Source organism: Bryocella elongata, from assembly GCF_900108185.1.
GTDB lineage: Bacteria > Acidobacteriota > Terriglobia > Terriglobales > Acidobacteriaceae > Granulicella > Granulicella elongata.
Genome location: NZ_FNVA01000002.1, coordinates 77830 through 91387, shown reverse-complemented (window position 1 = coordinate 91387; position 13558 = coordinate 77830). Strand labels below are relative to the sequence as shown.

Here is a 13558-nt window from a genome sequence, read left to right as displayed (position 1 = left end):
TTTCCTTGGTGAAGCTGTTGGCTAGGCCCGCGGTTCGGGTAAACGGTGGAGAGAGGTCTGCGAAGGAATGTGCAGTGGTGGCGACTCAGCGCGCGGGGCAAACATCTGCGCCTGCGCTGACCTTGGTGAATGGAGCCGCAATGTCAGAGACGCTCCACAGGAAGCCGTTCTTCATGACGCACTGCACCTTCGCCACGTCGTCTATGTTCTTCAGCGGATCGCCTGAGGTAATGATAAGGTCCGCAAGCTTGCCGGGCTCCAGCGTGCCAAGGTCCTTCGTGAGGCCGTAGGCCTTGGCGGGGAGATACGTCACCGTCTCAAGCGCCTGCCACGGCTCCATGCCGAACTTCACCTGGGCGCGAAGATTCGCGTGCAGGCTCGTCGCCGGGATATCCAAAGGCGAATCGGTACCCGCGAGCACCAGACCACCCTTGCGGTAGTCATCCGCGACGGTGATCTCTTCGTCCTTCAGGTGCTGCAGCGCCGGAGTCTGGTCGGCACTCTCAGCTCCCGCCACCGCCGCCTGCAAACGCGCATGCTCCCACGGCGGAGCGATGCCCTGCCGAGGATCTGTCGCCATGCCCGGATCGTCCTTGTACGGCGCCTGCGAGAACGTTGTGCTGATCACCCACATGCCCGAATCGACGAGCAGCTTGTGGACATCCTCGTAGCTACGGCCCACCAGTGAACGCGAATACGCCCAACCCCAGCGCGAGGTCGCACTGATGTGGCTCATGCCGTTCTCGCCGAGGTCCACTTCAGGCAACAGGTAGTGGCCGCCGGACTGCACGCCCATCTGCTCATGCCCAAACGTCGCGCCCTTTTGTGCCCAGGCAAACGGCAGCCGCACATAGAGCTTCACGAAGTCGAAGTCCAGCGCCTTCAGCCGTTCAAACTCGCGCTGCAGCTGCGCCTCCGACGTCGTCGGAATCATCATCGGGTAGTAGACGCGTTCTCCATCGACGGCCTCGCCCGTATTGAATAGCCGCGGCCCCGGGGCCAGGTTCGCCTGGTACACCTCGCGATGCTCCACTCCGCGATACGCATTGTCGGCGAGGCCCTTCAGCTCCGTGACGCCATATGCGAGCCACAGCCTGCCCATGCGTGCGCCGTAGTAGATGCCATTGTCCGAGTCCGGATGCGCATGGTTCTCCCACATGCCAGGCAGCACCGTATCCTTGCTCGCATCGATCATACGAGTCACGCCCGCGGGTGGCGTAGCGCTGTGTGGCGTCACACTGGTAATGCGGTTGTCCGTGACGAGGATGTCGACATCAGTAAGCTCCTGTGAGCCCTCGCCCTTCCAGAAGCGACCTGCATGGATGAGTACCTTTTGTGTCGGCTTGGCCTGCGCGAACGTCAGATCGACGGGAATCGTCTCCACCCTCCTTGTCGCCCGATCAAGCAGCCTCAAATCGCCGTTGTGGAGATACAGGATCTTGCTCGAGTCGCCACTCCAGGTCACAGCATCGGTCGTCTCGTCGTTGAGCGCGTATGCTTTGCCCATCGGATGGCCGTCCGCGTCAACGTCCATCGCGTAGAGCAGATCATCCATCACGAAGGCCATCGCCTTGCCATCGGGTGAATAGATCGGGCCATCTTCAGTACGCGTTGTGACGGACTCAAACGGCGCGGGAGAGAAGGTCATCTGCTTGCCAGTCGCGAGGTCGACGGTCACAATGGAGCTGGTGCCCTCGCGGAAGCGCTTGGTGTATGGCTTGATCGTCGCAATGGCGACCGTCTTGCCATTGGGCGAGAACGCAGCGCGGCCGGGAAAGAACGTCGTCGGAGCCAGTGTGCGAATCTTCTTCGTCGCAAGATCGCCGACCATCGTCGCCATGGTGTGATCCTGGAAAGCAATGAGCTTGCCGTCGGGGGACCACGCGGGCATGATCTGCGCGGACTCGCTGGGCAGAGCGCGCTTGTCGCCGGCATCACTCGTCGCACTAATGTCGTGCAGGTAAACATTCTCGATGCCATCGCGGTCGCTCACGTAGGCGAGCCACTTGCCGTCCGGTGACCATGCCGGGCCCTGCTTGTAGAACATGTCATGCGTGATCGCCACTGGCTTGCCACCTACAGGCATGACAAACACCTGGTTCAGCGCGACGAACGCGATGCTTTTGCCGTCGGGCGAGAGCGCCGGAGCATAGATGCCCTTGATGCGATGCGTTGCCGTCGAATCGAAGTCGTACTTCTTCGGCGTGTACGTCGGCTTGTTCGCCGGGATCGGCGCGGAGAAGCTCACCGCGGTTTCCGTGCCTTCAAGGAGGTTGGTCTTCAGGATCTTGCCATCGCCCGTGTAGTAGAGCTCTGTGCTCGAGCGCCACACGGCAGGAAACGGAAAGGTATCCGCAGCCTTGCCTTCATACAGAGCCTCGCCGCCCGTAGCAGGAATCACGACGAGATGCGCATCATTGATCATCGCCGGACGCCCCACAGGGGCATCGGCAGAGTCGAAGCGCACATAAGCGAGCTTGCGGCCATCGGGAGAGAAGCTAGGCGCCTCCAGAGTTCCCTTCGTGGCAGGAAGCGTCACCAGCGTCGATTGCTTACCACTCGTCACGTCGACGAGCTTGATCTCGTGCCCTGCATTGCCGGTACCGCTGATGAAGGCCAGTGACGCTCCATCGGGGGTCCAGTTGGGGCCGAACTCATCGTCTGCGGAAGATGTAATGCGGTTGAGGTTTCCCGTCGCGACATCCACCGTCCAGATGTCGTACGAGCCTTCAAAGGCACGATCGGAGGTGAAGGCGATGGTCTTCCCATCAGGCGAGAAGCGGGGCTCGCGATCGTCCCCATGCCCGGTCGTCACCTGCTTCAGGCCACTGCCGTCAGGCTTCATGGTCCAGATATGAAACGTACCACCGGCGTAGGACTGGATCGCAACCAGTCCGGCCTTCGCGCTCCAGTCCGGATGCGAGGCTTCCTGCAACGGCTGTGTGATCTCTTTCGCCAAGCCACCACCCGAGGGTAACGAGTAGATCAGCCCCTGGATATTCGCCAGGAGCTGTTTGCCATCGGGCGACACCGTCACCTGCACATTTGTGCCTTCGGTGACGGTAATGGTTCGCTGCGCAGGGACGGCAGCATACAGCGATGTCTCGACAAACAGCGCAACCGACAAGGGCAGGACGATACGAGTGACAACCGCGCGAAGCATGCAACCGACCTTCTCTCTGCAGTGGGGAAGACGACGGAACGCGGCACAACGCGGTTGAGCGTTGTGCCGCGCGTTCGAACAGCGCTTAGAAGTTGATACGACCGATGAACTGTAGATTACGTCCAAAGTACTCCAGCGGGTTACCCGAACTTGCGGTGGGGTGGCCATAGGCGTTGGTTCCGGTGCCGGTGGTCGCGGCCGTCGCGAAGTTTCCGTAGTTGGGATGGTTGGCCAGGTTGAAGGCTTCCACCGCCACAATCGCGTGGAAGCGCTCGTGGATGGGGAAGCTCTCCTGGAGCCGCGCGTCGAGCCGCTGGTAGGGCGTGCCACGGAATCCGTCGCGCTGGATTACGTAGTAGCCATAGCCCGCATCGTAGGAGACCTTCGATAGCGGAGCGTAGATCGTCGTGCAGGTTGTAGTCGGGCAGGTCCCGGTGAAGCCCGGGGCCACAGGAGTCACACCCGCGCCAAACGTGCGGGTCGAACCAGAGTAGCCGTTCACGGTCGAACCCGAGCTCGTGGCAAACGCCAGACCGGAGCCGTAGTGATAGAGCGACGACAGAGACAAGCCGTACTTCCAGTTGTAGGAGCCGTGCACTGTCAACGTGTGGCGCTGATCGTCAGTGCCGTTGGCCCACTCCTGCTGCAGCCCGGGGATGAAGGGCTTGTTCGGATAACCGAACGCACCATTGGTCGAGTTCTTCGTGCGGCCCCAGGTGTAGGCCAACGCTCCTGTGAAGCCCTTGGTCACCGTGTGCTGCACGCCTACCTGCAACGCATCCGCGATAACACCGGCACCTGGCTGCGTGGAGAAGTTGCGCACCGATCCACCGAACAGGTTGTTGCAGACCTGCTTGGCAGCCGCTCCGCCGGGAGCCCCAGTTGCAAGATTCGTAACAGAGTCCAGCGTGATGCCGCCATTGCCGCACGAACGCGAAGCGTAGGTGGCAGCGTTGATCGCAGTCGTGGGGTTAAGGTTCTGTTCGGCGTTCGCCGGGTTCGCCAGGAGGTTGCCGCTCAGGGCCGTGTAGTCGTCGTACACGCGCATATGAACCGCATCGGCCGTGACGCTGGTGCGCCAGCCGATCTGACGCGCCACACCGAAGGAAGCCTGCAGAGCGTACGGCGTCTTGGCGCCGCGAAGAATGGGCTGCGGCGAGGTCACGTAGTTGGTCGGATTCGAGCTGGGATTCTGACCCGCGAACGGTGAGGGCAACGAGAGGTTGGTGCCGCTCAATGTGGCCTGCAGCGCACGCGCCGTGCTGGAGTAGAGCTCTTCGTCGATGACCGCGTTCGCCACCTGGTCAGCGAAGTAGAGGCCGGCGCCACCGCGGATCGAGGTCTTGCCATCACCGCCCGGATCGTACGCAAAGCCAAGACGCGGCGCGAAGTTGGCGTTGGGGTTCGTGTTCGGCGTCAGCAGACCGGGCGTCGGGACATACGAGGTGTTGTACGCACCGAGATCGTTGTCATAGCGCAGGCCGAGGTTCAGCGTCAGGCGGGTAAGGATCTTCCAGTCATCCTGGGCCCACACTCCGATGATGTTGCGCTTGATGTTGATGTTGTACTGGCCAAAAGCCTGCGTGAAGATCTCGCCCTTGTCGCAGTAGTTGTTGATCGCGGTGTAGTTCCAGGTTGTCGGATCGAGAGTGCCGTTGGGGAAGAACGTGTTGTAGAGGGCCTGCGACGCCGTCTGCGAGGAGCTGCAGGTCGTGAGGCCGCCGCGCAGATACTGCGGGAACGCTCCGCCATGCACGGTGTAAAGGTACTCGCCACCCATCTTGAATGAGTGCTTGCCCTTCAGCCAGAACAGATCGTCGCGGTACTGCTGCGTGTACTGGTCGAAGATCTCGGGCTCGTTGTAAGGCTCACCGACAGTAGCGGACGGCAGCGTCAGAACGATGGAGTTGTTGTTGTAGTACGGCGTGTTCTGAAACTGGAAGTAGTGGAAGCCCGCATGAACATCGTTGACCAGGTTGGCGCTGATGTTGTGGTTCCAGTCGAAGACGTACCCATCCGAGGTCACACTCGAGGTGTAGGACTGCGTCAACTCGTTGTTCTGCGGCACGAAATCCGTATTCTGCTTGAAGCCATCCCCGCGAAGGAAGAAGCGATTCTTCTCGCTCCGCTGGTAGTCCACACGGCCAAGGTACTCGTTGATCTTGAGCGTGCTGGGATGCGTAATCAGCGATCCTGCCGTCGTCGTGACGTAGGGTGTCAGTGTCTGCGTACCGGGCTGATGCTCGCCCTCGTACGAACCGAAATACCACATCTTGTCCTTCTTGATCTTGCCGCCAAAGGTGCCACCGTACTGCTGATCGGCGAAGTCGATGACCTTCTTCGCCACCGGGTCGGCCGCGTTGAAGAAGGAGTTGCGGAAGTAACCGAATGCTGAACCGTGGATCGTGTTCGCACCGGTCTTCGACTGCACGTTGACGTAGATTCCTGCAGAGCGTCCGCTGGTGGCATCGAAGCGATCGGTGATGATCTGGAACTGGCTGATGGCGTCCTGCGAGATGTGCGGCTGGCCGAAGCTCGAACCCACCGAATCCTGCGAGAACTGCAGGCCGTCCAGAGTGATTTGGAACTTGCCCGTCTCGGCATCTCCTCCGTTGGTCGATTGCCCTGACGCCGCCGGCGTATTGCCAAACGAGTTTGCCTTGATGCCGGGTACAAGCGCGGACAGCTGCACATAGTTGCGGCCGTTTACGGGGACGTCCTGCACCTCATCCGGCGTGATGTTGCCTGCGACAGCAGACGATGTCGTATCGATTGCGGTTTGATCCGTTGCATCGACGACCACGTTCGAGGTGGCGCTCGCAATGGGCAACGTTACGTCCACCGTGGCTAACTGGCCTACCAGTAGCAGGACCTTCTTCTGCACCGTGGCGAAGCCAGGCGCCGTCGCGGTAATCGTGTAGTCCGCCGCGGCAAGGTTTGGGATCACCCAGGAGCCGAGGGCGTTCGACTTCGCGTGGTAAACCGCCCCACCTGTCACCTTCGCTTCAATCGTTGCGTTGGAGATCACCCCTCCCTGTGTGTCGACGATGACACCGCTGAGGCCCGTCTGCTGCGCCATCGCGACAGCGGTGAGTAGGAGAGTCGATACAACCAGGACAAAGAAGCTTCGGATCAACGGTCGAACCATCAGTAGGTCTGCCTCGTGAATTTGGTGTTGCCAAAGAACAACAAGAACCCGTCCGCGCGCGGTGAGCGGCGGTGGCGACGATCGTTGGAGAACCAGGATCGCGGTAGAGACACGACTCCGTGCGCGCAAAGAGAGCTCTGCAAGCGGCTTAGAACCGATTGGCTGGTGCCTGCTAAGAAGTCATCATTCGGGCCGAACTGCAGCGGACAAAATGCGATCCGCAATGCCCGTGAGCGGTTTCGTTACCAGGATGGAGAGCTCACCACTGGTCTGATTGGGGTCTTGGACGTGAGCCTAACCGGCATCGCATGGGCTGTCTAATCAAAAGTTTTTAGCCCGTGATAGAGAATGTGATATGTTCGTGAAAATCGGCGCAAATCAACGATTCTCGTGTCGTTCCCTTCACACAACACAACTCAACCGTTGTCCGAATGCTTGGCCAGCCCGTAGCAGCGCACGTGTTTCTCTCATGAACCGGAGCACTCCTTGGACTTCCGAATCAGGCAATTGCAATGCTTCCTGACGCTGTCGGATCTGCTGAACTACAACAAGACCGCTCGCGTGCTCTTTATGAGCCAGCCCGCTATCACCTTCCAGATCAAGTCACTGGAGGAAGCGTTCGGGGTGAAGCTTTTTACGCGTGATCGTCAGCAGGTGCGGCTTACCGATGCTGGTGTGGCATTCCGCGAATATGCGCAGACCATCATGGACGCTGTTCATAGCGCGCATGACTGCCTGAGCAACCTACATACTCGTCTTCGACTGCGCGTGAGCTGCGGACCTGTTGGTCAATTCGTCCTGCTTCCCTCGGTGCTGCGCAAGCTGGCAGAAGAACATCCCGACTTTGAGCTCGAGATCCAGGACCTCACCACCGAACAACAGATCGCGCGCCTGCCGGAAGGCAAGGTGGATATGCTCTTGATGGTCGGTCCGCTGCCCATTCGCGACATGGTCTTCGACCCCATTGGCGAAGATGCACTCGTAGCCGTCGTCTCGGCGCGAAGCCACCTCGCGCAGAAGCCCGTGCTCTCGATCAAGGATCTGCGCGACGAGCCCATCATCGCCACACGCTTGAAGGACTGCCGCTTCCATCAGCCCTGGCTGCACTCGATCTTCGCGCCCTTTGGCATCACGCCCCGCATCGTTGACGCGGCGCAAAGCTGCACCGTGCAGATGGCTTACGCCGCCGCGGGTGAAGGTGTGGTCATCGCAGCGGAGTCCATGTCCCTCTGCATGTTTCCAGACGTCGTCGCCAAGCCCTTCCAGGAGACGCTGCCGGGACTGCAACTGGGGATGGCCTCGATGACCGGCAATGAGTCCCGCTCCGTCAGCATCTTCCGTCGCATCGTGATGGAATGCGCTTCGGACATCCTCCGTGCGAAACCTCCCGTAGTCCGCAGGCCCCTCAGCGTCAAGAGGCCGCTTCCGTACGTAGCCGCGCAGGCGACGCAGCATGCCAGCTAGCGGAGATTGAAGAAGCCACCATCAATGGGATAGTCGACGCCGGTGAGGAACGACGCCTCATCGGAACACAGGTAGAGCGCCAGCGACGCGATCTCCTCCGGAGTGCCCATGCGACCGATGGGCTGCGACGCCGCAAGCACCTTCTTCTGCTCTTCCTCTCGGCCCGGATAGTTCTTTGCAAGAAACCCCGCAACAAAAGGCGTGAAGACACGAGCCGGCGAGATGCAGTTGCAACGGATTCCCTTCTCCAGGAAGTCCTTTGCTACGGACAGGGTCATGGAAAGCACCGCGCCTTTGGTCATCGAGTACGCAAAGCGATCGGCAAGGCCGGAGGTCGCCGCGATGGAAGCCGTGTTCAGGATCACGCCGCTGCCCTTTTCCAGCATCGGCTTCAACCCGGCTCGCATGCAGAGATACGTGCCGCGCACGTTCACGTTGTAGAGACGATCGAGGTCGGCTGGCTCCGTCGAAGCCAGCGTCCCGACATGCGCGATCCCGGCGCAGTTGATCAGCACATCGATGGGGCCCCCAATCTTCGCAAACGCTTCGGCCACGCTGGCCTCATCGCCGACATTGCACGCGACGCTCTCGACTCTCGCGCCATTCGCGCTGGAGATATCCGCCGCTGCGCCATCCGCAGCCTGCTGGTTGAGATCTACAATCACAACGCCTGCCTTCTGCTGGGCAAACAGCCTGGCAATGGCAAGACCAATACCGCTTGCGCCTCCCGTGACCACAACGCGCTTCCCCTGGTACTCAAACATTGGCTGTATCCGCTCCATGGGCGGATGTCACCGCCGACTTCGTTCTACCGTCTCAAGGATTTGAATGTCAAAGTACGCTCCCACAAAGAAAATCGATCTCAGCACCTCCATCGGCCCAGAGCTTGTGTTTTCATTGACGAAAGGTGTTTTTCACACATAGACTCTTTTGCCAGCTACCCCATTTACCGGAGTAGCCATTTGCAGCCCCTGGGACGTCCTCTTGCCACAGATCATTCTTCAGCGCGCCCGTGTACTCGACCTACGCTTCCCCACCTCACGCGAGCAGATTGGCTCCGATGCGGTGAACAAAGACCCCGATTACTCGGCGGCCTATTGCATCCTCGAGACCAACACGGGCCTCGAAGGGCACGGCCTGACCTTTACGCTGGGCCGCGGCACGGAGCTTTGCGTCGAGGCGCTCCGCTATCTCGCCCAGCGCGTCGAAGGCCGCACGCTGGAGTCGATCACCTCCGACCTCAACGGCTTCTACCTGGAGATCACCGGCGACACGCAGTTCCGCTGGTTGGGACCGGAGAAGGGTGTCATTCACCTCGCCTGCGCCGCCCTCATCAACGCGGTATGGGACCTCTACGCAAAGGCAGAAGGCAAGCCGGTATGGAAGCTGCTGGCGGACATGACGCCCGAGCAGATCGTCGCAGCTATCGACTTCCGCTACATCGCGGATGCCCTGAAGCCGGAGGAGGCGCTTGCCATTCTTCGTCGCGGCAAGGAAGGCCAGGCAGAACGTCTGGCGCAGCTCGAAACCTCCGGCTACCCCGCGTACACCACATCGGCAGGGTGGTTCGGCTACAGCGAGGACAAGATCCGCCGACTATGCCAGGAAGGTCTCGCCGACGGCTGGACGCACTTCAAGCTCAAAGTGGGTGGTGAGCCTGCTGACGACCTCCGCCGCGCGCGCATCATGAGGGATGCCATCGGCCCCGGCAACCGGATGATGGTTGATGCCAATCAAAAGTGGGGAGTCGAGACAGCCATTGAGCGCACGAAGCAGCTCGCCGAAGTGGACGTGTGGTGGATGGAAGAGCCCACGAGCCCCGACGACATCCTCGGGCACGCCCGTATCCGTCGCGAGACGGGTGTCCGCATCGCAACCGGAGAACATTGCCACAACGCGGTGATGTTCAAGCAGCTGTTGCAAGCCGGTTCCATCGACGTCTGCCAGATCGACAGCTGCCGCGTCGCGGGCGTCAACGAGAACCTCGCCATCATCCTGATGGCGACGAAGTTTGGCGTGCCCGTCTGCCCTCACGCAGGTGGAGTGGGACTTTGCGAGTACGTACAGCACCTGTCGGTGTTCGACTTTCTCGCCGTGTCCTGTTCGCTCGAGGACCGCGTGATCGAGTACGTCGACCATCTACATGAACACTTCCTCGACCCCGTGCGCATTCGGCGTGGTCACTACCTGTTGCCCACGCAACCCGGCTACAGCATCCAGATCAAGCCAGAGTCCCTCGCACGCTTCGAGTTCCCTGCCGGCGCGGCATGGCAGGAAGACGTCACGCCGTCCGCAGCGAAATAGCGTTGCGGACTACGCGCGGTACCGCGTGATGCAGAGGAGCTCTTCGTCCGGTGAGACGGTGACACGCGCCGGTGCAAACGCATCGACACGCGTCGTGCCATTCTCGTGAACGTCGACCTGTGCGAGCCTGGAACCACCGTCTTCGGTCACGGTCGCACGCCAGAAGTCACCGCAATCTTCCCAGCTCACCTGGAACAGGCTCTGGTCATGGTGCTTCTGTTCGACGGGTGCACTGCTACGCAGGTTGCAGGCAACGCGACCCAGTACATGCGGATCCCGCATGCGCTGCTCGACGATCTCTTTGAGCTGCTCTGAGGTCATGCGCGAGTCTCCTTCTCTCCAGTGGATGAACCTTGAACGGATGAGGTGTGCGAGCGTCCCACGGTGCTCGCGACCTGTAAGGCGGCCCAGTCTAGCAGAGCCTCCGCAGCGTTGGGAACAGCAGGCTCACGATCTTTGGTGCGCCACTTCAAGCGCACTTACATCATGTGCTCGAACCAGCTCAGCAGCAGATTCGGAGCGCAGCCGAACAGCAGCGTAAGGAGTGCCAGCACGCCGATCACGGCCTGCGTGAACCATGGGACCTCGAACTCCGGCGCGCCTTCCTCTGCTGGTGTCACGAACGCCCTCTTGAGCACCTGCAGATAGTAGAAGAGCGATACCGCGCTCATCGCGATGGCCAGTATGACAAGCCACAACAATCCGAGTCCGCCCGGCGAGGCGAGGGCCGCGGTGAACAGGAAGAACTTCGCGAAGAAGCCAGAGAGCGGCGGTATGCCCGCAAGGGATAGGAAGAAGATGAACAAGCAGATCGCGAGGAACGGCGCACGGCGGACCAGCCCATTGAAGCTCGACAGCGAGTCGCTTCCAACATTGCGCTCCACGATGGCGACGAGTGCGAAGATCCCGACAGTCGTCAGCGCATACGTGAAGACGTAATAGAGCAGCGCGGCCAGGCTCTCCGGCGTGCCCGCGATCATCGCGACCAGCATGTAACCCGCGTGCGCGATTGCGGAATACGCGAGCAAGCGGCGAACACTGGTCTGCACCAGCGCCGTCAGGTTGCCCAGCACCATGGAGCATGCCGCGAGCACAGCGATCACTGGCGACCAGCCCGCGCCGAAGTGCCCCCACGCTGCGCTGCCCGCTACGGGACCGAGTGCGGCGTGCAGCAACTCGAAAAAGACGAAGAAGCTGGCGATCTTGGAGACAGAGGCGATGAACGCTGCTGCTGGTGCAGGTGCGCTCTGGTAGACATCCGGAGCCCAGAAGTGCAGCGGCGCGGCGGCAACCTTGAAGCCGAAGCCGATGGCCGTCATCACGATGGCGATCGCGACAAGCGGAGTGAGCGTATGCAGGCTCGAGGCGATCACCGGCAAACTCGTCGAGCCCGTGGCGCCATAAAGCAGGCTGAAGCCGAACAGCAGAAACGCCGCCGACATGCCGCCGAAGAGGAAATACTTGAGACCGGCCTCTGCCGCACGCTTGCTTCGCTTATCCGCCGCGGCCATTGCGTAAAGCGAAAGACTGAGCAACTCGAGCGACACGAAGATGACCAGCAGGTCCGTCGTCGCAACCAGCGTGAGGGCGCCTTCGGTCGCAAGCAACAACAGGAGGAAGAACTCGCCGACATGCTCGGTGAAGTCCGAGCGTGTGCTGATCAACGCACAAGCGATCGTGACCAGCAGGATGAGCACCTGCACGGTCCTGATCAGCGGCGACCCCACAAGGATGCCACCGAAGACGCCACCGTCGATCGGGCGCGTGAGGATTGCGATGATGGCAATCGCACAGCCCAGCGCCGTAAAGGCCGCGGCAAAGCTGAAGCGCAGGGCTACAGATCGCCGACGCAGGACGAGCAGGTCAAGCGCTACAACCACTAGCGCTGTGATGTCCAGAAACAGCTCGGGCCACGCGAGATGCAGCAGGTCGAGGAACGGAGTCGCGATCATTGCCAGCCTCCGTTGTGCAGTGCCGCGAAGAGCGGTGAGTTCAGTGCCGGCTGGATGACGCGCAGCAGAAATTGCGGATAAACACCAACGCAGATGCTTGAGGCGATAAGGATGCCTGCAGCGAGCTTCTCCGGCAGCGTGATCGGGGGAATCGGCTCATGATACTCACCCGGCGGCTGCGTAGCGCCTTGGGAATCACCCGCAAAGAATGCCTTCTGCATCGCGCGCCACACGTACACCACACCGAGCACAATGCCCACGCCGGTCAAAGCCGCGAGCATCGGGAACGCCTTCCATGCGCCGAGTAGGATCATCATCTCAGCAATAAAACCGCTGAACCCTGGCAGGCCCATGCTCGCCATACCGGCGATGATGAACGTCACGGCAGCAAACGGGATCACCTTGTTTAGGTGCATCGGTCCGAGTTTGGAAAACTCCCGTGTATGCGTGCGTGCATAGACCATGCGGCCCACGACGGCGAAGAGCAGTCCCGCGAGCAGGCCATGCGAGATCATCTGCATCACCGCGCCGGTGACGCCGGTGAGGTTCAGCGTCATGAGGCCCAACGTGATGAAGCCCATGTGGCTTACCGAAGAGTAGCCAATGACGAACTTGAAGTCCTTCTGCACCATCGCCACGGTCGCGCCGTATACGATGCCGATCACGGCGAGGATGCTGAAGACATCGCGCCATGACCCGAAGCCGAGGAAGTGGAAGCCCCACGGAGCCATGCCCAGCGGGAACAGCGTCATAGCAACGCGCAGGCAGCCATAAGCTCCGAGCTTCATCACCACGCCTGCGAGGAGCATGGAAGCCGCAGTGGGAGCAGCGACGTGGCCGGTGGGGGCCCAGGTGTGAAAAGGCCACAGGCCGGCAAGAATCGCGAAGCCCACAAAGACCAGCGGGAACGCCCACATCTGGAAGTGCTGCGGGAAGTAGTGGCCGGCGAGCACGTCGAGCGAGAGCGAATGCTCCCCGGCGACGACATAGGCAGCGATCAATCCGACGAGCACCATCGCGCTGCCGACGAAGGAGTAGATCGCCAGCTTCATCGCGCCATACTCTTTCCGCGTGCTTCCCCAGATGGTGATGAGGAAGTACTTCGGGATGATGACGATCTCGTAGAAGACGAAGAGCAGGAAGAGATCCCAGCTCAGGAAGACGCCGTAGACCGAGCCGATCAGCAGCAGGAAGAACGCGAAGAACTCCTTCGCTCGTTCTTCGATGTTCCAGCTAAAGAGCACACCGGTGATGGCAACGACGCCGGTCAGCAATACGAGGCTCGCACTGATGCCATCGGCAGCGAGATGGTACTCGATGCCCAGCGTTGGGACCCACGGCACCCGGACAACGGTGACTGTCTCACCCGGCCGTTGCGCGAGAAAGCCCAGCAGAGCGACCACGAAGCCGCCGATCGCCGCAGCCAGCGCGACCACACGCGCAGCTTGCGCGCTTCGCCGCGGCAAAAGAAGCAGGAGGGCGGCGGCACCCATCGAGATGTAGATCGTCCAGGCGAGCATGCGTACG

At 60.9% G+C, this 13558-nt stretch carries 8 protein-coding genes; 2 read left to right on the top strand and 6 right to left on the bottom strand.

From position 1 onward, the window contains the following. Positions 1-85: 85 nt before the first annotated feature. Both C4S68_RS06630 and C4S68_RS06625 read right to left on the bottom strand, forming a co-directional pair. On the bottom strand, positions 86-3163 hold the full coding sequence (locus C4S68_RS06630; protein WP_160115042.1) for an amidohydrolase family protein: 3078 nt from the start codon (positions 3161-3163) through the stop codon (positions 86-88). Between the two features lie 85 nt (positions 3164-3248). After that, positions 3249-6311 carry a TonB-dependent receptor gene (locus tag C4S68_RS06625; protein ID WP_103932284.1) on the bottom strand — a complete coding sequence of 1021 codons (3063 nt, stop codon included), beginning with the start codon at positions 6309-6311 and terminating at the stop codon, positions 3249-3251. 486 nt (positions 6312-6797) lie between these two features. Here C4S68_RS06625 and C4S68_RS06620 point away from each other — a divergent pair, with 486 nt between their 5' ends. Continuing rightward, positions 6798-7775 (top strand): LysR family transcriptional regulator, encoded by a 978-nt coding sequence (locus C4S68_RS06620; protein WP_103932283.1) that lies wholly within the window; start codon positions 6798-6800, stop codon positions 7773-7775. Here C4S68_RS06620 and C4S68_RS06615 read toward each other — a convergent pair. Continuing rightward, entirely contained in the window at positions 7772-8539 is a 768-nt protein-coding gene (locus tag C4S68_RS06615) for an SDR family NAD(P)-dependent oxidoreductase (protein WP_103932282.1), read from the bottom strand. The two genes, C4S68_RS06620 and C4S68_RS06615, sit on opposite strands and share 4 nt — an antisense overlap. A 220-nt stretch (positions 8540-8759) precedes the next feature. On the opposite strand from C4S68_RS06615, the gene C4S68_RS06610 reads away from it, so the two are divergent. After that, a complete protein-coding gene (locus C4S68_RS06610) occupies positions 8760-10079 on the top strand; it encodes an L-fuconate dehydratase (protein WP_103932281.1) in 1320 nt (439 codons plus the stop codon). A gap of 9 nt (positions 10080-10088) precedes the next feature. Here C4S68_RS06610 and C4S68_RS06605 read toward each other — a convergent pair whose 3' ends face one another. From C4S68_RS06605 to C4S68_RS06595, 3 genes are all read right to left on the bottom strand, one after another. Further along, on the bottom strand, positions 10089-10400 hold the full coding sequence (locus tag C4S68_RS06605) for a hypothetical protein (RefSeq protein ID WP_103932280.1): 312 nt from the start codon (positions 10398-10400) through the stop codon (positions 10089-10091). Between the two features lie 158 nt (positions 10401-10558). Beyond that, complete coding sequence (locus C4S68_RS06600; protein WP_103932279.1) at positions 10559-12031, bottom strand: NADH-quinone oxidoreductase subunit N; 1473 nt, start codon at positions 12029-12031, stop codon at positions 10559-10561. Further along, complete coding sequence (locus tag C4S68_RS06595) at positions 12028-13551, bottom strand: complex I subunit 4 family protein (protein WP_103932278.1); 1524 nt, start codon at positions 13549-13551, stop codon at positions 12028-12030. Before C4S68_RS06595 ends, C4S68_RS06600 begins: the two co-directional genes overlap by 4 nt. Between the last annotated feature and the right edge of the window lie 7 nt (positions 13552-13558).

What these genes read in the sequence shown, in the direction of transcription:
- C4S68_RS06630 (WP_160115042.1), bottom strand. Translation starts at nt 3,163, where the DNA reads ATGCTTCGCGCGGTTGTCACTCGTATCGTCCTGCCCTTGTCGGTTGCG.
- C4S68_RS06625 (WP_103932284.1), bottom strand. Translation starts at nt 6,311, where the DNA reads ATGGTTCGACCGTTGATCCGAAGCTTCTTTGTCCTGGTTGTATCGACT.
- C4S68_RS06615 (WP_103932282.1), bottom strand. Translation starts at nt 8,539, where the DNA reads ATGTTTGAGTACCAGGGGAAGCGCGTTGTGGTCACGGGAGGCGCAAGC.
- C4S68_RS06605 (WP_103932280.1), bottom strand. Translation starts at nt 10,400, where the DNA reads ATGACCTCAGAGCAGCTCAAAGAGATCGTCGAGCAGCGCATGCGGGAT.
- C4S68_RS06600 (WP_103932279.1), bottom strand. Translation starts at nt 12,031, where the DNA reads ATGATCGCGACTCCGTTCCTCGACCTGCTGCATCTCGCGTGGCCCGAG.
- C4S68_RS06595 (WP_103932278.1), bottom strand. Translation starts at nt 13,551, where the DNA reads ATGCTCGCCTGGACGATCTACATCTCGATGGGTGCCGCCGCCCTCCTG.